The 25,084-nt window shown below is 43.4% G+C and carries 27 protein-coding genes and 1 tRNA gene; 21 read left to right on the forward strand and 7 right to left on the reverse strand.

The window, feature by feature from the left end:
- The first annotated feature begins 60 nt into the window (after positions 1 to 60).
- The 7 genes from PSYCG_RS02370 (at position 61) to PSYCG_RS02400 (ending at position 8,126) form a co-directional block, all read left to right on the forward strand.
- Complete coding sequence (locus PSYCG_RS02370; protein WP_020442795.1) at positions 61 to 744, forward strand: phosphoribosylanthranilate isomerase; 684 nt, start codon at positions 61 to 63, stop codon at positions 742 to 744.
- A 180-nt stretch (positions 745 to 924) separates the two neighbouring features.
- Complete coding sequence (trpB, locus tag PSYCG_RS02375) at positions 925 to 2,127, forward strand: tryptophan synthase subunit beta (protein ID WP_187289127.1); 1,203 nt, start codon at positions 925 to 927, stop codon at positions 2,125 to 2,127.
- 114 nt (positions 2,128 to 2,241) lie between these two features.
- Entirely contained in the window at positions 2,242 to 3,060 is an 819-nt protein-coding gene (gene trpA, locus PSYCG_RS02380) for a tryptophan synthase subunit alpha (protein ID WP_020442797.1), read from the forward strand.
- Between the two features lie 262 nt (positions 3,061 to 3,322).
- The gene (gene accD / locus PSYCG_RS02385) at positions 3,323 to 4,276 is read left to right on the forward strand and encodes an acetyl-CoA carboxylase, carboxyltransferase subunit beta (RefSeq protein WP_187289120.1); all 954 of its coding nucleotides are present in this window, start codon (positions 3,323 to 3,325) and stop codon (positions 4,274 to 4,276) included.
- Between the two features lie 226 nt (positions 4,277 to 4,502).
- Positions 4,503 to 5,876, forward strand: a complete 1,374-nt coding sequence (locus PSYCG_RS02390; RefSeq protein WP_020442799.1) for a bifunctional folylpolyglutamate synthase/dihydrofolate synthase — start codon at positions 4,503 to 4,505, stop codon at positions 5,874 to 5,876.
- 230 nt (positions 5,877 to 6,106) lie between these two features.
- Entirely contained in the window at positions 6,107 to 7,303 is a 1,197-nt protein-coding gene (locus PSYCG_RS02395) for an SPOR domain-containing protein (RefSeq protein ID WP_020442800.1), read from the forward strand.
- 292 nt (positions 7,304 to 7,595) lie between these two features.
- Positions 7,596 to 8,126 (forward strand): DUF2726 domain-containing protein, encoded by a 531-nt coding sequence (locus tag PSYCG_RS02400; protein ID WP_020442801.1) that lies wholly within the window; start codon positions 7,596 to 7,598, stop codon positions 8,124 to 8,126.
- Positions 8,127 to 8,151: 25 nt separating this feature from the next.
- Here PSYCG_RS02400 and PSYCG_RS02405 read toward each other — a convergent pair whose 3' ends face one another.
- The 7 genes from PSYCG_RS02405 to gatC form a co-directional block, all read right to left on the reverse strand.
- Entirely contained in the window at positions 8,152 to 9,108 is a 957-nt protein-coding gene (locus tag PSYCG_RS02405; RefSeq protein WP_020442802.1) for a DUF1853 family protein, read from the reverse strand.
- A gap of 102 nt (positions 9,109 to 9,210) precedes the next feature.
- Entirely contained in the window at positions 9,211 to 9,369 is a 159-nt protein-coding gene (locus PSYCG_RS13395) for a hypothetical protein (protein WP_020442803.1), read from the reverse strand.
- A 127-nt stretch (positions 9,370 to 9,496) separates the two neighbouring features.
- Positions 9,497 to 10,537, reverse strand: coding sequence for a hypothetical protein (locus PSYCG_RS02410; RefSeq protein ID WP_144061743.1), 1,041 nt, complete (start codon positions 10,535 to 10,537; stop codon positions 9,497 to 9,499).
- A gap of 215 nt (positions 10,538 to 10,752) precedes the next feature.
- Positions 10,753 to 10,829, reverse strand: a tRNA-Pro gene (locus tag PSYCG_RS02415).
- Positions 10,830 to 10,943: 114 nt separating this feature from the next.
- Positions 10,944 to 12,473 (reverse strand): Asp-tRNA(Asn)/Glu-tRNA(Gln) amidotransferase subunit GatB, encoded by a 1,530-nt coding sequence (gatB, locus tag PSYCG_RS02420; RefSeq protein ID WP_020442805.1) that lies wholly within the window; start codon positions 12,471 to 12,473, stop codon positions 10,944 to 10,946.
- The gene (gene gatA / locus PSYCG_RS02425; protein WP_020442806.1) at positions 12,473 to 13,969 is read right to left on the reverse strand and encodes an Asp-tRNA(Asn)/Glu-tRNA(Gln) amidotransferase subunit GatA; all 1,497 of its coding nucleotides are present in this window, start codon (positions 13,967 to 13,969) and stop codon (positions 12,473 to 12,475) included. Before gatA ends, gatB begins: the two co-directional genes overlap by 1 nt.
- Before the next feature lie 65 nt (positions 13,970 to 14,034).
- The gene (gene gatC, locus PSYCG_RS02430; protein WP_011512845.1) at positions 14,035 to 14,349 is read right to left on the reverse strand and encodes an Asp-tRNA(Asn)/Glu-tRNA(Gln) amidotransferase subunit GatC; all 315 of its coding nucleotides are present in this window, start codon (positions 14,347 to 14,349) and stop codon (positions 14,035 to 14,037) included.
- Between the two features lie 692 nt (positions 14,350 to 15,041).
- On the opposite strand from gatC, the gene PSYCG_RS02435 reads away from it, so the two are divergent.
- The 14 genes from PSYCG_RS02435 to rpsC all read left to right on the forward strand — a co-directional run bounded on the left by PSYCG_RS02435 (position 15,042) and on the right by rpsC (position 25,083).
- Positions 15,042 to 16,070 carry a rod shape-determining protein gene (locus PSYCG_RS02435; protein ID WP_011512846.1) on the forward strand — a complete coding sequence of 343 codons (1,029 nt, stop codon included), beginning with the start codon at positions 15,042 to 15,044 and terminating at the stop codon, positions 16,068 to 16,070.
- A gap of 81 nt (positions 16,071 to 16,151) precedes the next feature.
- On the forward strand, positions 16,152 to 16,280 hold the full coding sequence (locus PSYCG_RS13630) for a hypothetical protein (protein ID WP_020442808.1): 129 nt from the start codon (positions 16,152 to 16,154) through the stop codon (positions 16,278 to 16,280).
- A gap of 33 nt (positions 16,281 to 16,313) precedes the next feature.
- Positions 16,314 to 17,174 (forward strand): rod shape-determining protein MreC, encoded by an 861-nt coding sequence (mreC, locus tag PSYCG_RS02440; protein WP_020442809.1) that lies wholly within the window; start codon positions 16,314 to 16,316, stop codon positions 17,172 to 17,174.
- Between the two features lie 142 nt (positions 17,175 to 17,316).
- A complete protein-coding gene (gene mreD / locus PSYCG_RS02445; RefSeq protein ID WP_020442810.1) occupies positions 17,317 to 17,802 on the forward strand; it encodes a rod shape-determining protein MreD in 486 nt (161 codons plus the stop codon).
- A gap of 140 nt (positions 17,803 to 17,942) precedes the next feature.
- Positions 17,943 to 18,623, forward strand: coding sequence for a Maf family protein (locus PSYCG_RS02450; RefSeq protein WP_020442811.1), 681 nt, complete (start codon positions 17,943 to 17,945; stop codon positions 18,621 to 18,623).
- Positions 18,624 to 18,847: 224 nt separating this feature from the next.
- A complete protein-coding gene (locus tag PSYCG_RS02455) occupies positions 18,848 to 20,434 on the forward strand; it encodes an Rne/Rng family ribonuclease (RefSeq protein WP_020442812.1) in 1,587 nt (528 codons plus the stop codon).
- A 487-nt stretch (positions 20,435 to 20,921) separates the two neighbouring features.
- A complete protein-coding gene (rpsJ, locus tag PSYCG_RS02460) occupies positions 20,922 to 21,233 on the forward strand; it encodes a 30S ribosomal protein S10 (RefSeq protein WP_010196670.1) in 312 nt (103 codons plus the stop codon).
- 48 nt (positions 21,234 to 21,281) lie between these two features.
- The gene (rplC, locus tag PSYCG_RS02465) at positions 21,282 to 21,920 is read left to right on the forward strand and encodes a 50S ribosomal protein L3 (protein ID WP_011512851.1); all 639 of its coding nucleotides are present in this window, start codon (positions 21,282 to 21,284) and stop codon (positions 21,918 to 21,920) included.
- A gap of 14 nt (positions 21,921 to 21,934) precedes the next feature.
- Positions 21,935 to 22,537, forward strand: coding sequence for a 50S ribosomal protein L4 (gene rplD, locus PSYCG_RS02470; RefSeq protein WP_011512852.1), 603 nt, complete (start codon positions 21,935 to 21,937; stop codon positions 22,535 to 22,537).
- On the forward strand, positions 22,534 to 22,884 hold the full coding sequence (rplW, locus tag PSYCG_RS02475) for a 50S ribosomal protein L23 (RefSeq protein ID WP_011279789.1): 351 nt from the start codon (positions 22,534 to 22,536) through the stop codon (positions 22,882 to 22,884). Before rplD ends, rplW begins: the two co-directional genes overlap by 4 nt.
- An 11-nt stretch (positions 22,885 to 22,895) precedes the next feature.
- Complete coding sequence (rplB, locus tag PSYCG_RS02480) at positions 22,896 to 23,723, forward strand: 50S ribosomal protein L2 (RefSeq protein ID WP_011512853.1); 828 nt, start codon at positions 22,896 to 22,898, stop codon at positions 23,721 to 23,723.
- Positions 23,724 to 23,735: 12 nt separating this feature from the next.
- Positions 23,736 to 24,011, forward strand: coding sequence for a 30S ribosomal protein S19 (rpsS, locus tag PSYCG_RS02485; protein WP_011279791.1), 276 nt, complete (start codon positions 23,736 to 23,738; stop codon positions 24,009 to 24,011).
- 10 nt (positions 24,012 to 24,021) lie between these two features.
- Positions 24,022 to 24,351, forward strand: coding sequence for a 50S ribosomal protein L22 (gene rplV / locus PSYCG_RS02490; protein WP_010196689.1), 330 nt, complete (start codon positions 24,022 to 24,024; stop codon positions 24,349 to 24,351).
- A 3-nt stretch (positions 24,352 to 24,354) separates the two neighbouring features.
- Complete coding sequence (rpsC, locus tag PSYCG_RS02495; RefSeq protein WP_011512854.1) at positions 24,355 to 25,083, forward strand: 30S ribosomal protein S3; 729 nt, start codon at positions 24,355 to 24,357, stop codon at positions 25,081 to 25,083.
- Position 25,084 lies beyond the last annotated feature (1 nt).

Genomic DNA, 25,084 nt, shown 5'->3' on the forward strand with positions numbered 1-25,084 from the left:
GCAATTGATTTGCTCCTTTATTAACAAATCATCATATTCAGTCTTTCGCAAGGTCACCTCATGCACGTTAAGTTTTGTGGATTTACTCAACTTGATGATATTAAAGCTGCTGTTAAGCTCAATGCGGACGCCATTGGCTTGGTATTTTATCCGCCAAGTCCTCGTGCGGTTACAATCGAGCAGGCGCAAATATTGAGTGCGGCAGTACCGGCTTTTATCAGTGTGGTGGCTTTGGTCGTCAATATGCCTGAAGATGAGCTTATTGAACTGGCAAATCATGTCTCTTTTGATATTATCCAATTTCACGGCGATGAAACGCCCGAGCAGTGCCGTCAGCTGGCAAATCTCGTCAATAAACGTTGGATTAAGGCGTTGCGTGTCAATACTGAACAAGATGCGCTTGAGAGTGTGAATATGCAAATCGATAGTTTTGCCGCAGCAGGCGCGAGCAGCATTTTACTAGATGCCTACCATCAACATAAGTATGGCGGTACAGGCGCACGCTTTGACTGGAGTCTAATACCGAATGACAGCCCACTACCGATTATCCTAGCCGGTGGACTTGATGCCGATAATGTCGGTACTACTTATGACTTACCTATTTACGCCGTCGATGTCAGCGGTGGGATTGAGTCTGATAAAGGCAAAAAAGACGTTGGAAAAATGCATGCCTTTATGAAATCAGTCAAACGCGACCGATGGCAAAACGAGACGCTTAGCGAACCTTCGAATATAAATAGTTAGCTTTGCCGCTGTCAAATTGCCAAAGCAAACTATGTAAACAGTTTTCCCTATAGTTATTTCAAAAAACAGATATCCTAAAAAATACCACTTATTACAGTAGGAATTACCATGAGTCATGTCGCTAACAAAGATGTATCTGCCACCGCACACGCTATTAATAGCTTTACCAATCCAGAAAGCGTGCAAGATTTTAACCAGTATCCTGATGCGCGAGGACATTTTGGCGTCCACGGCGGACGCTTTGTCTCTGAAACCTTGATGGCAGCGTTAGAAGAGCTAGAAACGTTGTATAACACAGTCAAAAAAGACCCTGCATTTTGGGAAGAATATCACAATGATTTGGTCAACTATGTCGGACGCCCAACGCCTCTCTATCATGCCAAGCATTTGAGTGATGAGATTGGCGGTGCGCAAATTTACTTTAAGCGTGAAGACTTAAACCATACTGGCGCGCATAAGGTCAATAATACTATTGGACAAGCACTTCTTGCCAAAATGAGTGGCAAAAAACGTATTATTGCAGAAACTGGAGCAGGGCAACATGGCGTTGCGACGGCGACGATTGCCGCGCGTTTGGGACTAGAGTGTATCGTTTATATGGGCGCGGACGATGTTGAGCGTCAAAAGATGAACGTCTATCGTATGCGCTTACTTGGTGCGACAGTTGTGCCGGTAACATCGGGCTCACGTACTCTCAAAGATGCAATGAATGAAGCCATGCGTGACTGGGTTACCAATGTGGATAGCACATATTATATTATTGGTACGGTTGCAGGTCCGCATCCTTATCCATTACTCGTACGCGACTTCCAAGCAATTATTGGTAAAGAAGCGCGTGTGCAACATCTGCAAATGACGGGTAAATTACCAGATGCGCTAGTCGCTTGTGTTGGCGGCGGCTCAAATGCCATTGGTCTATTCTTTGACTTCTTAAATGATAATGAAGTTAAAATGTATGGCGTGGAAGCAACAGGCGATGGTATTGAAACGGGTCGTCATTCAGCACCACTTGCAGCAGGTCGTATTGGTGTATTACACGGTAACCGTACTTACTTGATGGCCGATGATGAAGGTCAAATCCAAGAAACCCATTCTATCTCGGCGGGACTTGATTATCCTGGTGTCGGTCCTGAGCATAGCTTCTTAAAAGATATGAAGCGTGTTGAATATGTTGGTTGTACCGATAAGGAGTCGTTAGAAGGTTTCCATGAAGTCACGCGTAAAGAAGGCATCATTCCGGCGCTTGAATCTGCTCATGCGGTCGCTTATGCACTGAAGCTGGCTAAAACGATGACTCCTGATCAAACTATTATCGTCAATATGTCTGGTCGTGGCGATAAAGATTTGCATTCGGTGATGAAGGCAGAAGGGATTGAGCTGTAATAGCTACTTTTTAGTAACAACTGGATTATCCCTTGGAAGAAAAATTACTGATTTGACCCGTTATTATTAAATAAAGGGTCAAATGAGCCAGTTTATAATAATTAAGAGACCACTATGACCCGAATTGAAAGCACCTTTGAAACCTTAAAAGCACAAAATAAAAAAGCACTCATCCCTTATGTGATGGCAGGCGATCCCAATCCAAGCAACTTTGTTGGCTTGCTGCATGATTTAGTCAAGCATGGCGCAGATATGATTGAAGTGGGCTTACCATTTTCTGACCCAATGGCAGATGGTCCTACAGTAGCATTGGCAGGCGAGCGTGCATTAGCAGCAGGTACGAGCACTCGTGATGCGCTAAAAATGGTCAAAGAGTTCCGTCTGCAAGACACGCAGACGCCAATTATCCTGATGGGTTACCTCAATCCAGTAGAGATTATCGGTTATGATAACTTTGTTGCGCTATGCGAGCAGTCAGGCGTCGATGGTATTTTGATGGTTGATTTGCCGCCAGCAGAAGCGGGTAGCTTTACCCAGCATTTGACTGAGCACGCGATGAATGAGATTTTCTTATTATCACCAACTACGCTGGCTGAACGTCGTCAGCAAGTATTGACCCATTGCGGTGGTTATATCTACTACGTGTCTTTAAAAGGTGTGACAGGTTCAGCAACGCTAGATACTGACGATGTTGCAAGGCAAGTACAAGCAATTAAAGCAGAGACAGATTTGCCAGTATGTGTGGGCTTTGGTATTCGTGATGCAACTTCTGCCAAAGCAATTGGTGCTCATGCGGATGGTATTATCGTCGGTAGTGCATTGGTGCAGAACTTTGCTGATATCGATGCCAATGATATCGCTGCAGTCGCTAATGCTCAGCAAAAAATTATGGCAAAAATGGATGAGTTACGCGGCGCACTCGATAGTTTATAAGCACCCGCTCAAAAAGTTGGGCAAGTTATCGTCACAATATTTATGAGGGTATTTATAACAATGTTTATAAAGACACAGGCAAATGGCTTTGCTAATGTTAGTTTACGTGTGTAAACTAACATTACATATAAATGGTCACAGTTATGCATTAGCGTGCCTTATAATTGCTAAAGTCATGAGGATATGTGACGATTAAACTGATTCTTATAAATGGACTCTTACGGACAAGTGCACAAGTGAGCTTGCCAATAAGCCTTAGATAATGGCGAATAATATGACTGATACGATGACAAAACCTGATATAAATAACGATAGTACAAGCCTGCAGCAGAATGGCAATAAAGCCGGTCAATCATGGTTTGAGCGCCCGATTCCGGGTATCAAACAGCAATTAACGGCGCAATTGACCGCTGTAGAGACAGAGCCTTCTACAAAATGCAGCAGCTGCCATTCGATCATTACCAATACAGCGCTGATTTTTAACTGTTACGTGTGCCCGCATTGTGACCATCATCTGCCAATGAGTGCTCGTGAGCGCTTGAACTGGCTGCTTGATAAGGTAGAAGGCGAGCTTGGGCAAGAGTTTACCGCCAAAGACCCGCTAAAATTTGTAGATAGTAAGCCGTATCCAAGTCGCATGGCAGAAGCACAAGAAAAAACGAAAGAGAGTGAAGCGCTGATTGTGCTATATGGCAAATTGCGCAATCTCGATATCGTAACTTGTGCGTTTGACTTTCGATTTATGGGTGGCTCTATGGGATCGGTGGTTGGCGACCGTTTTGTTCAAGCTGCCGAAAAAGCCCTCGCAGACAGAGTACCTTTGGTCTGTTTCGCTGCCTCTGGTGGTGCGCGTATGCAAGAAGGCTTGCTATCATTGATGCAAATGGCAAGAACAGCAGCAGCAATCGAGCGTTTGAGAATTGCTGGCGTGCCATATATCGTGATACTGACCAATCCTGTTTATGGCGGTGTGACCGCATCTCTTGCGATGCTTGGTGACATTCACTTAGCAGAACCAAAAGCTATGATTGGCTTTGCTGGTAAGCGTGTGATTGAACAGACAGTACGTGAGACACTAGAAGAGCCGTTTCAACGTGCAGAGTTTTTGCTAGAACATGGTGTGGTTGACGAAGTGGTACATCGTCATCAAATGATTGATACCATTTATCGTCTGCTGGCGAAACTGTGTAGCGTACCCAATGTTGATGCTCAGTAGGTAGTAAAAATAAAAACACGTGGGTTAGATTCAAGCAGCTGTTTTATAATTTCGCTGCATAATGATCGAGCGGCGTGCTAATATCTGCCAAATATGTAAAACTAATGAATAGCATTTATCGTGAATAACGGTAAATGCTATTTTGCTTTGTAGCAAGCTAGTCATACTGTTTTTATTTTTTTATAAGTTTTATCTTTTATCTCAAACTTTGATATAGGTTCTGTCCATGTCTGATTCTTTAGCGTCTCATAGCCCTAGTAGTACCCCTGACAACCAAGCCACTTTAACCGAATGGCTGAATTATATGCAGCAGATTCATGTTTCGGCGATAGACATGGGGCTGTCACGTGTATTGCCAGTCGCTGAGGCATTGGGAGTCGTACAATCAGCCAAAGATGACGCCTATGTATTTACGGTTGCAGGTACTAATGGCAAAGGCTCGACGACTGCGGTCATCGCGCAGATGTGCCAAGCCGCAGGATATAAAACTGCCTTATATCAATCGCCGCACTTGAGCGTCTTTAACGAGCGGGTACGGATCGATGGCGAGATGGTCAGCGATGAAACCCTGATTGCTGCCTTTAGCAAGGTAGAAGCGGCACGGTTGCAATGTGATTTAACATTGTCATTTTTTGAGATGACAACACTGGCAGCATTGTTGATATTCGCGGAAGCGGATTGCGATGTTTGGGTGTTAGAAGTAGGGCTGGGCGGTCGCTTAGATGTGGTCAATATCATCGACCCTGATATGGCAGTGATTACCAATATTGCCATCGATCATGTTGATTGGTTGGGTGATAATGTGGAAGCCATCGGAGCGGAAAAAGCAGGTATTTTACGTGATGGGATTAGCGTCATTTACGGTGCTACAGAGATGCCAAATAGCGTACAGCAAGCGATAGATAAGCATCAGGCGACTTGTTATCAAGTCAGTAAAGAGTTCAGCTATTGTGAAAATAATTCGACTACGTGGCAATATAGCAATGCCGCTGTCACTCTACAATTGCCTCGACCCGCACTGTCATTGACCAATACTGCCAATGCTCTGTCAGCAGTACTTGCAAGTCCCTTAGACGTCGATACCAATGCTATAGAGCAAGCGCTAAAAACAGTTAAGCTTGCCGGTCGCTTCGATTATCGTGAAGTCCATGAGCGTCATTGGCTATTTGATGTGGCGCATAATGATCAAGGCGTTGAGTTTTTATTGGCACAGCTAGTGCCGCTTTGGCAGCAGCATTTAACACAGCAAAGTATATCTGAACAAGTTAATCAAACTTCAGGTGAACCTGCTACCATTAACATGTTGTTTTCTATGCTAGGTGATAAAGATATTAATAAAGTGGTGCGGCGTTTGACGACAGCAGGCTTACCAATCAGTGATTGGTTCATCGCTGAAATTGATTATCCACGTGCTGCCACTACAGAGCATTTGCAAGGTATCTTAGCGAGCTATGTCGATGATTCTCAGATACATGAGTTTGCGCGTTTGCAAGAAGCCACTCATGCGATTATAAATGCCAGTCAGCCCCAAGATTTAATCGTAGTCTGTGGCTCTTTTCATACGATTGGAGAGGCATTGTCTACGCTTGAAACGCGATAATTTACGTTAAAACATTGACTGTTTGATGTTAGTCTTAGTAATAGCGTGGTGGCAGACAGCATGAAAAATATGCTTTATAATCAAAGTGATTAAAACCTAGCGCATTAGTATTAAAACGGATGGAAGCAACTGGCGCTAATGGCTTGCTGATTTAAGCTATCTATAATATAGTTTAAAACAATAACCGCGCCGCCCAATCAACCTTATTACCAACTAAGAGACGTAAACGGATGAATTTTTCGAGACAAGCCTTATTGGGCATTGGGATGATTATCGGTGGTAGCGTCATGCTATACGCCATGGTACAACAAATTGGTGATACCAATAAATCACAGCCAGCATCGGCAATGATCGATCAACCAAGTGCTGAGCCTACGTCTGTACAACCACTGACAACAGATATCGAGACAGAAAAACGTATCTTGGCACAAAAACAAAAAGAGCGTGCCGCTCGCGTTGCAGAACAAGAAAAGCGTGCTCAGCAGTTCTTAACTGAACAAGAAGCGGCAGAGGCGCAAGCATTGGCAAAAGCACGCGCTGAAAGTCAGCAATATCTGGCGAGCACCACACCAAGTATCGAAGATAACGCTGATACTAACAGTACTAATGAAGAGGCGACGAAGAACACACTTGCAACACCTATATCAGCGCCTTCTAGTGCAGAGACGTCCACTAATTCTGCTGATGGTGCTGAAGCAAAGAAGAAAGCACTAGCAGAGCAGCAGGCAGCTGAAAGACAAGCAACTATTAGAGAGCAAGCTGCTGCTAAGAAATTAGCAGATAGTAAAAAAGAAGCAGACGTTAAAAAGCAGGCTGAAGCGCAAGTAGCTGCGGAAAAAAAGCGCGAGGCGGATGAAGCCGCAAAAAAGGCCCCACCTAAGTCGCCCTCTGACTATCAAGTCAAAAGAGGAGATGGGCTGATTAAACTGGCACGCCAGTACGATATGCCGGTAGAAGTCTTAGCTCAAGCCAATAATCTCTCACCATCAACATCGCTAAATCTTGGTCAAACCATTACGATACCATCGCGTAAGCAGGTAGAGCGTTTAGAGCGAGAAGCAACAGCGGCTGAACAGGCACGTGAAGAAAAGCGTCAAAGAGAAGAAGCTTTAGCGAAAAAGTCAGCAGACGCTAAACGTGATGCTCAGCAAAAACTCAGTGAAGCCCGTAAAGAAGTCAAAGAAACCGATGCTAAAGGTAGCTTTGGGGTACAAGTAGCGTTAGCAAACGACCAATCCAAAGCGGATGAGATGGCAAAAAAATTCCAATCTGCAGGTTATCAAGTTAAGACCAGCCCGACGAGTCGCGGTGTACGGGTTATTGTCGGTCCCGAGCGTGGTAAAGTAGCTGCTTTAGCCTTGAAGGATAAGATTAATAGTGACCCTAAAGTGAATACCACCAGCGCTTGGGTATTATATTGGCGCTAGATTTTGTTAAACTGCTAAACGCATGATAATGAAATAGCAGCTAAAATCTTAATGAGAGTGCTTTCATTTATTATCCTTTGATGCCTCTATGATTAAAACACGACATCTATTGTCGTGTTTTTCGTTTTAGTGTTTGTCCATTTGCTCATACTTAGTTACCATGAGCACCATTTTTGTTTCTCTCTGTATAACCTGTTAGCCCATAAGGGTCGACCTGCTGCAGTTAGATAGCTTGCCTATATGTTAGCTAGGCTAGCTATCTAACTGCTTAGATATTGCATAAGGTAAAACCATGTCATTTGGCGCTATATTTTTAATATTGGCAGTTGGCTTTTTGGGGCTGATTACCTTACCAAAATTATTTTCTAATAAACAAGCTGTTGAACCAGATCCGCCACCTGTACGCGGTGATGAGTTGGCTATTTGGCCGTTTGCGCCGATGCCTATCATGACCCCTACTGAAGTGATATTTTTTAATAAGTTAAAAAATGCATTACCGGAATATCATATTTTTGTGCAAGTACAGCTGTCACGGATTATTGAAGCGAACAGTAATGAGACGTCTGAGCGCAGTTTTTGGTTCAATCGTATCTGCCGCCAAAGTGTTGATTATGTGATTGTTGATATTGATGCGCAGACTACCTTGGTTGCCATCGAGCTTGATGATTGGACACATAGCAGTAAAGCAAGGCAAAAAGCCGATGACAAAAAAGACAAGGCGCTTGCCAGTGCGGGCATTGCTATCGTGCGTTTTCATGCGGAGCGCATGCCGAGTGCCGACATGCTGAGATATGAGCTGATGCAAGTGATTGAGAGTTATTAAAAGCTATTAAGATGATGATAAAAGCTTAAAGTTTATTTTCTACTTGTTCGGTCTGCTTAGGATAAATGACAATAGGTCTATCGCCTGCAAAATATAAACCTGTTTTTAATATATCGTTTTTAGAATTGTTCAGTGGCGACTGACGACCGTCATAAAAATCGCGCCTAGTAAACCATTCAATATAATGGGCGGCTCGTAATGCCCTTATATCAAGAGTCGTGAGAGTGCTTGTGTCGTACTTATCGCACCATTCGTGCATGGGAAAGTTTGGTACTAGCCAAGATGGATAGACGAAATTAGTGATGTCTATTGGTAAAAAGAATCGCCCTTTTATCACGCCATAGCGTTTATCAATTTTAATTTGCCCATGATTTTCGGTATCTACCCATACGGTGCGAAACTGCTTGGTTTGCATATGGGTCATTTTGCGTTGTAAATTGTCCTTTGAGTTGATGCCAACCCAGTTTTCAGGCTCAAAAGGTGCTGATCCCATAAAGAACTTAATAGCCAGTTCCCAATGCTCGACCAGATTTTCGGCATGATTATATAAGATTAAATCCAGCTCACCAGTCGTCTGCTTGCCGTTAAATAATTGCACATTATTAGCGAGTGTTTCATACGGATGTAGTTTGCGCGCATAACCATCCTCTAACCAAAATGACAATAATCCTTCAAAGTGAAAACCCAGTCGATTGGGACTGGGGCGCTTGAGTAAGTAACGGGTGAGTGCTTGATAAGCATTGGTAGTGTCCAGCTCTGATAAACGCTGCTTATATCCTGCGAATTGCTGTTGCCAAAAACTTGCGCTATGTACGGAAATAGCATGAGTGTTTTGGTAAGGCGCAACGTCAAGCCATTTAGTCAAAACGTTTGGGCAAGCAAGCACATACGCCAAATCACGCACATAAGGTCGCTGGTAAGCTTCCCAAGGTGCGTCATTTCTAAGGCGAGTAGATGTGGGCTGAGCGATAGGCTCTGACATAAGGTGAACCAATGCAAAGATGTAGCATTTACCCTAACGGCTCGCTCTATAAAAGTCTATAGGACACGAGTATCATCTAGGGTAGTGCTTAGTTTTTTAGCGCTAAAATATGATATTAATGTGATGAATGTGAATGCTGATATCAGACGGTGATAGCAAGTAAGGCAACATAATACCGAGTGCTGCTTTGAATAAAAATCGAAGCCAGTTTTTTGGTTTGGTAGTTTGGGTTTTAGGTGATTGTTGGTTTGAGTGGGTCATTTGTATAGCTCCATGTTATGCCACAATGATATTCGGCGGGTTACATGGGCTATCGTAAGGGGTGGAGCTGAGTAAGAAAATTCCCCTAACTTAGGTTTATATATATTAACTTAGGTTCGTGTAGGTTTTATGATGATGGTGGTCTGCCTCCTTCTCTAGCGTAATCGGGTGCTACCTCCTTAATCCAAGATTTAATATTTTTTGCTTGGTCGGGTAGTTCATTGTGAAACCCAAGTGAGTAAAGTTTTGAATATATAATTTCTGCCATTTCAGTAATTTTAATTTTATTCTGTTTGTCTGCTTGCCATTCTTTATCGGCTATATGTTTAGCCATATGCTTAGCCAATAGTTTGTGGGGGCTAACCCCTTTCTTTTTTAAAAAATCCGTGTCTAAAGATTTAACTTCTATATTTGGTTCTTCAATACTTGAAATAAGCTCTTCAAGCTTTGCAATGCCACTACTAAGTATTATTAAATCACTTCTATTAAACTCAAAATATGGCGTTATATAAGGTTTTTGACTCTCTCTATTCCCTAAATAATAGTCCACAACTTTTGGAGTACATAACTTAATAGCACTATCAATAGCTAATGTTATATCCTCTTCGTTGTCTGGAAAAATATCAATACTTGGATATAGGGCAAGAGTGAATGCTACACTGTCCTCGAAATCTCGTAATAAATAATCATCTAGATAATCCAGACTAGATGCATTGCCGTTTGGTGTAGCTATTGGTAGAAAACCCCCAAATAACGAGGTTTCATCAATATTATCTGTTGTTATCTTACTATCAAATAAAAATGCCCTTATAGTCTCTAAGCTTAGTTCTAGAAATCCTCCTGTATTTTCCATAACTGCAGATAGCATACTATCTATCCTAGAATAGGCTAATCTGTTAATTTTTAATACTTCTTTAAGAGTATTTCTACGTAGCTCCATATCATCGTTTATAAGCCTTACTGACTTATAAGAGCTCATTACATAATCACCAGTAAGTTGAAAGTTTTTACCATATATAAATAACGGTATTTCATATTGAACAACTTTTTTCAAAAGCTTATGCGCATTAATGTTGTCAGTTTTATATTTTCTATTAAGATATTCGCTTGCCTCTTCTAAGCTATAGTATTCAGCCTTATCAAAATTTAAAGCTATATCATCATTCACATTCATACCTTTACGCACCATTAAACCAAAGTAAATACAAAGCAGCGAAAGTGTAAGAGTACGAATGCCTTCACCTTACCTAATCAATCCTAGCCTTGTCCAAATTCTTATTATTTTTTGCTCTATCAACTATCATACAATCCCTAGCCAAATTTATCACAAAAAAAAGCCAACCATTGAAAACAATGATTGGCTTTTCTCTTTATTACTATGTTTGGTCGGAACGGCAGGATTTGAACCTGCGACCACTACACCCCCAGTGTAGTGCGCTACCAGACTGCGCTACGCCCCGAATGACTGACTATTTTACGCAAAATTATGCATATTGCAAGAGCTATTTATTTTAGCCAAAATCTACAATGTCATTTTACATATCATAGCCAGTATAACCAATGAGCAGTTAACCTTAACCCAATAACTCTTTCAGAATTTGGTTGACTTGCTGTGGATTGGCACTACCGCGACTGGCTTTCATTACTTGACCAACTAAACCATTGAAGGCTTTTTCTTTACCGCCGCGATACTCTTCAACCATCGCTGCATTCTTAGCAATGACCTCTTCAACGATGGCTTTGATAGCGCCCGTATCGGTTTCTTGCTTAAGACCTTTTTCCTCGATGATTTTATCTGCTGCATCATCAGCATCGCCACCTTCGCGCTCATATAAGGCACTAAAGACCTTCTTAGCTAGTTTGCCAGATAGGGTATCGTCTTTGATACGCGATAGCATACCAGCCAATTGCTTGGCACTGATAGGGGAGTCAGTAATTTCCTTATCATCTTTATTCAACGCACCAAGTAGGTCGCCCATTACCCAGTTGCCTGCCATTTTGGCATCTGCTTGCCCAATTTCTGCAACCACACTTTCAAAGTAATCAGCAATTTGACGGCTACCAGTCAAGATACGAGCGTCATATTCTGAAAGACCAAGCGCTTCTTCAAAACGCGCACGGCGGGCAACTGGTAACTCAGGCATCGCTGCACGAATGCTATCAACCGTATGCTGCTCAATACGCACAGGTAGCAAGTCAGGATCAGGGAAGTAGCGATAATCATTGGCATCTTCTTTGGTACGCATAACACGAGTTTCGTCGCGCTCTGGGTCATAAAGCATCGTTGCTTGCACAACTTTACCGCCGTCTTCTAAGATGTCAATCTGACGCTCTATTTCGCGATTGATGGCACGCTCGATGAAGCGGAATGAGTTGAGGTTCTTTAGCTCAGTACGTGTACCAAGCTCGCTTTCAGGCTTACGGATAGAGACGTTACAATCACAGCGGAATGAGCCTTCTGCCATGATAGCGTCTGAGATACCCAGCCAAGTCACTAGCTGATGAATGGCTTTGATATAGGCAAGCGCTTCGTGAGCCGAGCGCATATCAGGTTCAGAGACGATTTCGATCAGTGGCGTACCAGCGCGGTTCAAATCCACACCAGTCATACCATCGACGGCATCGTGTACTGATTTACCAGCATCTTCTTCTAGATGCGCGCGGGTGATACCCATGCGCTTAGGATATTCGTTCTTTTCACCTTCATTGACCACGACATCTATATAGCCTTCGCCAACGATAGGATTGGCCATCTGGGTGATTTGATAGCCTTTCGGTAAATCAGGGTAAAAATAGTTTTTGCGGTCAAAGGTATTAAATAGACCCAGCTCAGCGTTGACACCAATACCAAATTTTAGCGCACGATCAACCACACCAGCATTTAGCACTGGCAAAACACCCGGTAAGCCTAAATCTACAATACTGGCTTGGCTGTTTGGCTCGTGACCAAAGTCAGTCGGCGCGCTCGAGAATATCTTACTTTCTGTGTTCAGCTGGCAGTGAATCTCGATACCGATGACCACTTCATAACCATCGACGAATAGCTCTTTACGAACATCGTGTTTGCGAACGGCGTTGTTATCAGTAGTAGTTGCTGTATTCATTATACCGTCTCCTTCGCGATGGTAGAGTGTTGCAGATGATGATCTGTATGCTGCTGGAATAAATGAGCAGTAGAGAGCAATTTGCTCTCTTGCCAATATTGTCCAATCAATTGCAAACCAATAGGCAATCCAGCTGCGGTTAAACCAACTGGCTGACTAAGCGCAGGTAGACCCGCTAAGTTGACACCAATGGTATAAACATCACCTAGGTACATCGTTGCAGGATCGAGGTCTTCACCAAGTTTATAAGCCGCTGTTGGCGCCGTTGGACTGGCGATCACATCACAGTTGGCAAAAGCATCTTCGAAGTCTTTGATAATTATGCGGCGCACTTTTTGTGCCTTAGTATAATAGGCATCAAAGTAACCAGCAGATAGCGCATAAGTCCCTGACAAAATACGGCGCTGTACTTCAGGACCAAAGCCTTCAGAACGCGAGCGCGTATATAAGTCAATCAAGTCTTTAGGGTTTTCACAGCGATACCCAAAGCGCACACCATCGAAGCGTGATAGGTTTGATGATGCTTCAGCTGGGGCGAGCATATAATAGGTAGCAAGGGTGATCTCTGGATCGGTGATTGTCACCTCTACAATGGTCGCGCCAAGCTCTTCATATTTCTTTAACGCTGCACGAGCTGCTTGTTCGACTTCAGTATCAAGTCCTTTACTAAAGTATTCTTTAGCAACACCAATACGTAAACCGGCAAACGGTTTATCACCAGCGCTGGTAGCTGCGTCATTTAAATCTTGTACATAATCAGGCATGTCGTATTTGATAGAAGTCGCATCGCGTGGGTCATGACCAATCATTGGCTGTAATAGGAAGGCACAGTCCATGGCACTGCGACCCATACTACCGGCTTGATCAAGACTCGAGGCATAAGCAATCATACCGAAGCGAGAGACGCGACCATAAGTAGGTTTGATGCCCGTTAAGCCGCAAAATGAGGCAGGCTGACGAATAGAGCCACCAGTATCACTACCAGTCGCAACGGGTACAAATCCTGCTGCAACGGCTGCTGCACTACCACCTGATGAGCCACCAGGTACATGCGCTATGTTCCAAGGATTGTGCACCGCACCATAATATGAGCTTTCATTATCCGAGCCCATCGCAAACTCATCCATATTAAGCTTACCAAGGCTAATCATCCCAGCTTTATCAATGTTAGTGACGATGGTCGCATCATAAGGAGAGATAAAGTTATGCAGCATTTTAGAGCCACAGGTCGTCAATACGCCTTGAGTACAAAAAATATCTTTATGCGCCATGGGTACGCCAAGTAATGGGCGTTTGTCCCCTTGTACACGCATCTCGTCCGCCGCTTTTGCTTGCGCGCGTGCTGTCTCAGAGGTATGAGTGATAAAACTGTTAATCTTGCTATCAAGCGCGTTGATACGTTTGATGTAGTGGTCAGTCAGCTCAAGGCTGCTAAATTGTTTGTCTTGCAGACCAGTAATGAGCTGCTGGGTACTTAATAAATGAAGTTCAGACATAAGGTGTCGTCCGTCAAAATGTTAATAGCATAAAGTAAGATACGAAATCAGAGAGCGCCAGCCGCCTATTCAATCACTTGCGGTACCAAATACAAGCCATCTTCGACAGCAGGGGCGACCGATTGATTGCGTTCACGATTGATATCGTGTTTAGCGACATCAGCACGCAAATCTTGGCAAGCTTCATGAATGTTTGATAAAGGTTTGATATCGGTGGTATCGACATTACCAAGCGTGTTCATCAGCTTAAGTATTTTAGAGATATCAGCAGCATAGCTATCGGCAGTATTTTCATCGACACCTAAACGGGCAAGGTTGGCAACTTCTAGGATTTCTTCACGGCTGACAGTGTTGTCAGACGTTAATGGTTGCTGTGACATAGTGTCTCCAGTTACGGACAGTTTTTGTTAGAGTAGAATATGACTAAAACAGATAAGCACTAAAATAAGCGACTTATATAAAGATGTAAATATACAGTGGCTTTATTATAAAGCATCTGACCGAAGTTTACAGAGTAGGACACTTGATTACAGCACAATCTTTACTCACAAGATTGCTTAAAAGGGCTTTATTCACGACTCTTCTATTAAAAAAGGCTCAACTTAATAAGCAATTATGCAAAGCTGACTGGATAGTAAAAAGTTGATGGTCAATAGCTCCCCATTTAATGACGAAATACGTTACAGTGGGTAGCTGCTGCTAAGCAAGTTATCAAGCAAATTACTTAGTAAGTATCATAAGACGGTAGCTACTTGTGAGTGATTGAATTAAAGGCTGTTTCATCAAAGCGGCTGGTATGGTCTGCGATTTCAAACTTTGTAACAACTTTTAGCGCATAAGCGCAAAATCCTAGCGTACTGATGCAAATATCTGTGTTTTTTTTGAGCCAAATCGGTATAATTTAGCTCAGTTTTTTCATTTCATCATTATAGCTTCGGTTTGACTTGTTACGATGATAAACTCTCGCCACGGGTAATGTCTAAAGACGACCTGCTCAATACTGACGAGTAATCCCTCGGTCACTCTCATTTGCCTCATTCGCCTCATTTGTAATACGCTGGAAATATTAGTCATGAACCTGTTTGGATTTTTATCAAATAATATCGCAATCGACCTCGGTACTGCGAACACCCTTATTTTTATTCCTGGTAAAGGCGTGGTGCTCGATGAGCCTACGGTGGTCGCTTTAAGAAGCAATCGCACACAGAACCCTACCGTTGCTGCTGTTGGTATTGATGCCAAGCAGATGCTGGGTCGTACGCCTGCCAATATTACGGCTATCCGCCCTTTAAAAGACGGCGTAATTGCTGACTTTGAAGTGACGCAAAAAATGCTTAAGCATTTTATCGCAAAGGTAAAAGCTAAGCGTTTTATGGCCCAGCCTAATGTGGTGGTTTGCGTGCCTTGCAAGTCTACCCTTGTTGAGCGTAAAGCGATTCGTGAAGCGGTATCATCAGCGGGCGCGAGCAAAGTATTGTTATTAGAAGAGCCAATGGCAGCGGCAATTGGCGCCGGCATGCCGGTTCATGAAGCCAGCGGTTCAATGGTCGTTGATATCGGCGGTGGCACCACTGAGATTGCCGTTATTGCTTTGTCAGGTTGTGTCTATGCTGAGTCTATCCGTATCGGTGGCGATATGTTTGATGATGCCATTATTACCCATGTACGTCGTATTCATGGCTGCGTGATTGGTGAAACCACCGCTGAGCGTATCAAACAAGAAGTTGGCTCCGCGCTAAATGAAGACAGCCAGTTAGAAGTAGAAGTACGCGGACGTAGCATGGCAGAAGGCGTACCAAAAACCTTCACTGTCAACTCAGAAGAAGTGCAGAAAGCTTTGAGTGATCCGCTGAGTGGTATCGTCAGCGCGGTAAAAGCAGCACTTGAGCAGACGCCACCAGAGTTGTCATCAGACATCGCTGAACGCGGTATTGTCTTGACCGGTGGCGGCGCACTATTACGTGACCTAGATAAGCTCATCTCAAGAGAGACAGGCTTACCAGTTACAGTCGCTGAAGATCCATTAACTTGCGTGAGCCGTGGTGGCGGTATTGCGCTTGATTTTATCAATAACAAAAGCCTAAATATGATTTTTGTATAAATCACTGTTTATCAAGCATTGTCATACTAGCAATGTTAGATAAGGCTGAAGTTAACGATAACTAGGCATGAGAAAGGATAGATGAATAACATTGAAGGTAGCCAAAAGGTTGCCTTTAATATTATCAATAAAGGCAATCAATATCTGATAGATACTGAGCTTTTTTTGATATTAAATGCCTTTTATATAGTGCTATTCAGTGCTGGCTAATGCTCACATTAAAACCTCTACATTAGACGAACTATGACTCCAAGTATTTTTGCTCGCCAGCCACTCGCGCTTCGTATAACTGCTGTTTTATTAATAGTGGCATTGATATTGATGTGGTTTGATAGCAAAAATCCAGAATGGTTCAAGCCTATACGCTCAACGAGCCACGCCGCAATGCAGCCTATTTACGAGCTGTCATTATTACCCAGTTATGCACAACACTGGTCAAGCGGCAGCCTACAATCAAAAGAAACGCTGCGCCGCGAAAACATGCAGCTCAGATCTCAACTTATTCACGCGCAAGCTAAATTGCAGCAGCAAGATTATATCTTGGCGCAAAACGCTCGCCTGCAAGGTATTCTATCGACCACGCGCCCTGAACAATTTGATTTAAATCTGGCACAGGTAATTGGTACTGACACCAATCTACTGCGTCAAATTGTGGTGTTGAATAAAGGGGAGCAAGATGGGGTACAAGTTGGGCAAACGGTCATTGATGAAAACGGCATTTTAGGTCAGATTATCAATGTCTATCCTAATACCAGCCGTTTATTGCTTATTACTGATGAGCAGCAGTCCGTTGCCGTTACTGTCAAGCGGACAGGTCAGCGCGCTATTGTCACCGGTCAGGGTATACCTACTTCATTGAGCCTTGAATATGTCTTTAAAACCTCAGATGTACGCGTCGGGGATGAGCTGGTCTCGTCTGGATTAGGTGGGCGTATCCCTGCAGGCTACCGTGTTGGTCGTATCACCCATATTGAAGACACGCAAGCGGATAATTTTAGAAGCATTGATGTCACACCTGCCGCAAACTTTGTTGATAATGCTTATGTGCTGATATTGCAAGACAAGCTGGCTAATAAAAACAATATTGGCATCAATGAGTCTTGATGGTCATTGTTAGAGATAATCATTGCCCGATAATCAGCCGCTATTCTATTTAAGTGCGCTGCTTTACTCCTCTTTTTTTATTCCCTGCAATGCTGAATTCATTATTAAGTAGCTGCTAAACATCCGCTAAAGGTACGTATTCATGGCATATCCTGATTCTGATCATGCAAATGGGCTGCTGCATGCCGTGATTGTACTGAGTTTTATTATTGCCTCATCGCTCAGTGTTTATCCATTAAGTCCTAGTATGGCCACATTGCGTCCTATGATCATGATCATGGTATTGATTTTTTGGTTATTGTTTCAGCCGCGTTATGTAGGCATTTTTAGTGCCTTTGCTATTGGCCTTATTGCTGATTTGCTGATGGATACTCATTTAGGACAGCAGGCTTTTTCTGCTGTGGCAGTGGCGCTTATGATAAAGGTGACCAGTATCTATATCAGACAGCTAAATACGATTAGTGCATGGATAATAGCGAGTTTAGGATTATTTGTATTTCAAGCGAGTCTGTGGATGCTACAGATGTTTGTACAAGATCTCTTTGTTGCCCAATCTACTTTTTCTTTATTGATGAGTATTATTAGCTGGCCATTGGTACTATTGACGTTACGAAAATTTGTGCGTTAATCAGATTGATTATTACATCGATTATCAATACAAGTATTTTCATCACACATGGTTTTTATAAGCATCTACGATAAACGACCCTCGTTTATTTATGACTAAACCTATCAATATCAAGTTTCTACATAATATAGAGAGTAGTGATGGATATTATCCTAGCATCCGGCTCGCCGCGTCGTCGCGAGTTACTAAGTAGAGTGCAACTAGAATTTACGGTCATCAGCGTTGATATCGATGAAACGCCTTATCAAGATGAGTCGCCCAAAGACTATATTGTTCGTATGGTTGCTGCCAAAGCAGAGGCAGCAACTGTGCAGCTAAATAGACAGTTAAAGAATAATGACGCTCACTTATATCAATCACTCTTGTCGAAGCCCATTATTTTATTGACCTCTGATACCATTGGGGTATTGCCAGATGGCAAAACAGTCTTGGTCAAACCAAATAATCGCGAAGATGCTTATCGTATGTGGCAGCAAATGTCCGATAGTACTCATGAAGTATGGACGGCGGTACAGGCAACGCAACTCTCATTACAGCCTAAACGTTCTGATGAGTTCAATAATGAGCAAGTATGGCAAATCATCAATCAGCAACAAATCATTGAACGCACAGAGGTCACCTTTGTAGCGCTTACTCCAGAGATGATGGGTGATTATTGGGACAGCGGCGAGCCTGTAGACAAAGCAGGTGGCTATGGTATTCAAGGGTTGGGTGCGGCTTGGGTTAGCCGTATCAATGGCAGCTATACCAATGTGGTGGGCTTACCGCTTGCGCAAACGCTGGCATTGATTAAAGAGATGACCAGCACTGATACGCGTTAAAATTTTGATGCTTAAATAGATAATACCTAATAAAGCTTACATGCTCAAAACGTTTAGAATAGGGGTATTGAGTTAACAGTGCTTTAGGATGAAGCTTAATATTAAACCATCCGCACATAATGACACGCTTGTGTCGTGGGCAAAAGCAAGTGGCATTTGTTACACTGTCAGGCTACCAAACTATGAATGCTTCACCAGAAAGCTAAGTGATAAGAGAAAATACTATGTCCGAAGAGCTGCTGATTAATATTAGTCCCATGGAGTCCCGTGTTGCCGTATTAGATAACGGTATCTTGGGCGAGATTTATATTGAGCGTCATCATAAACTGGGTTTGGTTGGTAACATTTACTTGGGTACAGTGGTGCGCGTTCTGCCGGGTATGCAGGCAGCCTTTATCGATATTGGTCAGTCACGTACTGCATTCTTACACGTTAATGATATGCAGCGCGAACCTCGTCCAGCTGCCAAAAGCATTAAAGTCGAAAAGACTGGTGATGAGCGCACTATTATAGAGGTAACCGCTGACGATTTAGCCATCACGCCGCCTGTAATAAGTACGCAGAACACAGAAGTTGTATCAGTTTCGAAAACTCTCATCCAGCATCGCCTACACGAGAGCCAACGTATCTTAGTTCAAGTCACCAAAGATCAGTTAGGCAGTAAAGGCGCGCGCTTAACCACCAATATATCACTGCCATCTCGCTATCTGGTCTACTTGCCATCGAGTGAGCATATCGGTATCTCGCAGCGTATTGATGGTGAAGAAGAGCGTACCCGTCTCAAGACTGAGCTCACTAGCCTGATGCAAACCGTCAATCTCAAGGGCGGTCTTATTGCACGTACGGCGGCAGAGCGTGTACCCGTTGATAAACTCGAAGAAGACATCTACTATCTCTTGCAGCTATGGAGAACGATATGTGCCCGTCGCCAAGAAATGAAGCCTAATCAAAGCTCAGAGCTTATTTATCAAGAATTATCGTTACCACTGCGTTCTATCCGCGATTTGGTACACGCTGGTACCGAAAAAGTCGTGATTGATAATTCGCAGATATATGAGCAGGTTAGATACTTTGCCAAAGAATTTGTGCCTTTTGTCTATGATCGCATAGTACATTATACCGCTGAGCAGTCGCTGTTTGATGTGCACCGCGTCGAAGATGATTTACGTGATGCGCTCAAACGCCGCGTTGATTTAAAGTCGGGCGGCTATCTGATTATTGACCAAACTGAAGCGATGACCACCATTGATGTCAATACTGGCTCATTCGTTGGTGGGCGTTCATTAGAAGATACCGTCTACAAAACGAATCTAGAGGCAACACACGCGATAGCCCGTCAGCTGCGCTTACGTAATCTAGGCGGTATTATTATCCTAGACTTCATCGATATGCTTGAGCAGCAGCATAAGGATGATATCTTAGAGAGCTTGCAGTCACAGCTAGTACAAGATTATGCCAAAACCAAAATCACTCAAGTCAGTGAGCTTGGTTTGGTTGAGATGACCCGTAAGCGCACCCGTGAATCGCTTGGTCAGCAACTATGTGAGCCTTGCTCGACCTGTCAAGGGCGCGGCTTTGTCAAAACCGCTGAGACGGTCTGCTTTGAGATATTTCGTGAAATCATGCGCTGTGCTCGTACTTATAACTCTCCAAAGAAGTTTACGGTGGTCGCTCATGCGGCAGTGATTGATTTGTTACTGACGTCAGAATCGGATACCGTGGCAGATTTAGAGTATTTGCTTGGTAGAGTGATTACCTTTGATGTTGAGAATTTATATACCCAAGAACAATACGATATAGTATTAGATTGAACCTCAAGGCGGGATCTGAATAGTAAGTATTGCCGTCAAATGTTGAAAACTTAGGGCATTTAATGGGACGGTTTAGCTTTGATGATTAGTAAGCAATTGGTTAAAAGTTAAAAGAATCTGTTTTAAAAACCAATATTTATATCAAACAGTTGTGTATATCATTGTAAATAATCCCCTTGCAATCATCTGATTATTATGTATAATACAGACCACTGAATTATATATGCGCAGCCAATAAAACAGCTGGCGCTATGACAGCTAGAGCATCGTTTCTAGCACTATTTCATTATGCCTTTGCTGACATCCTACAATGGAAGGGTCGGCGGGGCTTTAAACTATTTTGCTTTTGGCACGCTATAAGTTCGGATAAAGAACTCATTCTGGTTTAGAACAGAAGGCCGCTTTAAGTGAATATTTAACCAAACGGCTTTTGCTCATATCCTTGCAAAGCAAGAATGACAAAAGCACATATTAGGAGCTTGCTGGCATGGCTAACCAGAGAATCCGTATCCGTCTTAAGTCTTTTGATCATCGTCTGATTGATCAATCTGCACAAGAGATTGTTGATACTGCAAAGCGCACCGGTGCGCAAGTTTGTGGTCCTGTACCGTTGCCGACTCGCATTGAGCGCTTCAACGTTCTAACTTCACCACACGTAAACAAAGACGCTCGTGATCAGTACGAAATTCGTACTCATAAGCGTATGGTTGACATTGTTCAACCTACCGATAAAACTGTGGATGCGCTAATGAAGCTTGACTTAGCGGCGGGTGTTGACGTTCAAATTGCTTTGGGTTAATGCACATAAACACCCAACCCATTAATATAAGATATAAAGAGGTCTAAAATGGCGATCGGTTTAGTCGGTAAAAAATGCGGCATGACCCGTGTCTTCACTGAAGCAGGCGCATCTATCCCTGTAACAGTGGTTGAGATCAGTGCTAACCGCATTACTCAAGTAAAAAATACTGATGTAGATGGCTATCAAGCCATCCAAGTTACCACAGGCACCCGTCGTGACAGCCGCGTAACAGCAGCTCAAAAAGGTCACTTCGCTAAAGCCGGCGTTGCCGCTGGTCGTGGTGTTTGGGAATTTCGTGCCAATGATAGCGATCTTGAAGGTCGTGAGATTGGTGGTGAGATCCTAGCTGACTTGTTCGAACAAGGTCAGATGGTTGATGTCACAGGAAACAGTAAAGGTAAAGGCTTTCAAGGCGGCGTGAAGCGTCACAACTTCAGCATGCAAGATGCCACTCATGGTAACTCAGTATCTCACCGTGCCATTGGTTCAACTGGTCAAAACCAGTCACCAGGTAAAGTCTTCAAAGGCAAAAAAATGCCAGGTCAGATGGGTAACAAACGCGTTACCGTTCAAGGCCTAGAAGTGATATCGGTTGATGTTGAAAATGGGTTACTTGTCATCAAGGGTGCTATCCCAGGTGCCACCGGTGGCGATGTCATCGTACGTCCGTCAGTCAAAGCCTAAGCAAGGGGATTAACGTGGATTTAAAAACAGTTACAGGGGCGGCAGTTGAGCTTTCTGATACGGCTTTCGGTCGTGAATTCAACGAAGCACTAGTGCATCAAGTCGTCACCGCATATCTTGCTGGTGCTCGTCAAGGTACACGCGCTCAAAAGACCCGTGCCGAAGTTTCTGGTGGTGGCATTAAGCCATGGCGCCAAAAAGGTACTGGTCGCGCTCGTGCAGGTTCTATTCGTAGCCCAATCTGGCGTGGGGGCGGTCGTGCATTCGCGGCTAAGCCACAAGATTGGTCACAGAAAGTTAACCGTAAGATGTATCGCGGTGCTATGCAGTGCATCCTAGCCGAATTGATTCGCCAAGAGCGTCTGATTTTGGTTGAAGAGATAAGCGTTTCTGGTCCTAAGACCAAAGAGCTGATCGCAAAGTTAGGTGAGTTAAATGCATCACGTGCATTGATCGTCACCAAAGAAGTTGACGAAAACTTATACTTAGCTGCTCGCAACATCCCACATGTCAATGTACTTGATACAAGTGAAGTGGATCCAGTGAGCTTGATCGCTTTTGATAAAGTGATCATGACAGTCGAAGCTGCGAAACAATTTGAGGAAGCACTAGCATGAATAACGCAAGACTTTATCAGATCCTAAGAGGACCTGTATTCTCAGAGAAATCTCAAATGCTTGGCGACTCACTTGGTGTGCAGGTATTTAAAATTGACTCTAAGGCTACTAAGCTTGAAGTTAAAAAAGCAGTTGAGATGATGTTTGAAGGTGTTGAAGTTTTAAAAGTAAACACATTGAACGTTAAAGGTAAGACAAAGCGTTTTGGTAAAAGTATCGGCCGTCGTAATGACTATAAAAAAGCCTATGTTACCTTAAAAGCTGGTCAAGATGTACAAATGGCTGATGCTGGTGAAGAGGTCGCAAATACGACTGCTTCTACTAGTGAAACAGCGAATAACGAATAAGGATTACACTCATGCCTATCGTAAGAGCAAAGCCAACATCACCAGGCCGTCGTTTTGTTGAAAAAGTAGTGCATCCACACCTTTATAAAGGTCGTCCGTTTGCAGCGCTTCTAGAATCAAAAAGCAAGACCGGTGGTCGTAACAATAATGGCCGTATCACTACTCGTCACATCGGCGGTGGTCATAAGCAACATTATCGTATTATCGATTTTAAACGTACTAAAGACAATATCCCAGCTACAGTAGAGCGTATTGAATACGATCCTAACCGTACTGCGCATATTGCTTTACTTAAGTACGCTGATGGCGAACGTCGTTATATTATCGCTGCTAAAAAGCAAGCAGTTGGCGATACTGTAATGTCAGGTGAATTATCACCAATTCGTCCAGGTAACTGTTTACCGCTAAAAAACATACCACTAGGTACTGTGATCCATAATATCGAACTTAAAATCGGTAAAGGCGCACAGATGGCTCGTGCTGCGGGTGCTAGCGTTCAGCTACTAGGTCGTGATGGTATTTATGCAATTCTTCGTTTACGTTCTGGCGAAACTCGCCGTGTACACGTAAATTGCCGTGCTGTTATCGGTGAAGTTTCTAATACTGAAAACAACTTGAAATCACTTGGTAAAGCCGGTGCTTCACGTTGGAGAGGTATTCGTCCTTCTGTTCGTGGTGTCGCTATGAACCCGGTTGATCACCCACATGGTGGTGGTGAAGGTCGTAACAAAGGTCGCCATCCTACTAGCCCTTGGGGTCAGAAGTCTAAAGGACTTAAAACGCGTCACAATAAGCGTACTGACAACATGATCATCCGCCGTCGCGCCAAGAAGAAATAAAGGAAGAATTTCATGCCTCGTTCATTGAAAAAAGGTCCATTCATAGACGCGCATTTATTTGCTAAAGTTGAAACTGCATTAGAAACCAACTCACGCAAACCAATTAAAACTTGGTCGCGCCGCTCAATGATTCTGCCACAAATGGTTGGCCTAACTTTATCTGTTCACAATGGCCGTACTCATGTACCGGTTATCGTAAGTGAACAGATGGTTGGTCATAAACTAGGTGAATTTGCCCCGACTCGTACATATCGTGGTCACGGCATTGACAAGAAAGCTAAGAGATAAGGTGCTTACCATGGAAGTAACTGCAAAATTACGCGGTGCCGCCATATCGGCACAAAAAGTTAGACTCGTTGCTGATGAAGTTCGTGGCAAATCTATTGAGCGTGCTTTGGATATCCTAACGTATAGCAATAAAAAAGGCGCGGTTTTTGTTAAGAAATGTCTTAACTCTGCCATCGCCAATGCTGAAAACAACAACGGTTTAGATATCGATACTCTTAAAGTATCAACCATCTACGTTGATGAAGGCATTACGCTAAAACGTATCCTACCACGTGCTAAAGGTCGCGCTGATCGTATCAGTAAGCGTACCTGTCACATCACTATAAAGGTAGGGGAATAAGTTATGGGACAAAAAGTACATCCAATCGGAATTCGTCTTGGTGTTGTAAAAAAGCATAACGCAAACTGGTATGCTAGCCCTAAACAATACTCAGAATACCTAATTAACGACATTCAGGTTCGTGAATATCTTCGCAAGAAACTTGATAGTGCTATGATTAGCAAAATCATGATTGAGCGTCCTACTGGTGCTGCTAAGATTACCATCGCCACTGCGCGTCCTGGTATTGTTATCGGTAAGAAAGGCGAAGATATTGAAAGACTTCAAAAAGAATTGACCAAAATTATGGGCGTACCTGCTCAGGTCAACATTGAAGAAATCACCTCGCCTGATCTTGATGCTCATTTAGTAGCGGAAGGCATCGCAAGTCAGCTTGAGCGTCGTGTTATGTTCCGCCGTGCTATGAAGCGTGCGGTACAGAACAGCATGCGTTCTGGTGCTAAAGGTATTAAAGTTGAGCTGTCTGGCCGTCTTGGCGGTGCTGAGATTGCTCGTACTGAATGGTACCGTGAAGGTCGTGTGCCACTGCATACACTACGCGCTGACATCGACTATTCGTCAGTACGTGCGGAAACCACTTACGGCACCATCGGTGTAAAAGTTTGGATCTTCCGTGGCGAAATTCTTGACGGTATGAACAGTGTATACAATCCCGTTAAAGAAGAGCAGACTCGTGCGCCAAAACGCCGTGGTCGTGGAAACGGAAACCGTCGAAACACAGACAGAGGTTAAA

This window comes from Psychrobacter sp. G, from assembly GCF_000418305.1.
Classification (GTDB): Bacteria; Pseudomonadota; Gammaproteobacteria; order Pseudomonadales; family Moraxellaceae; genus Psychrobacter; species Psychrobacter cryohalolentis.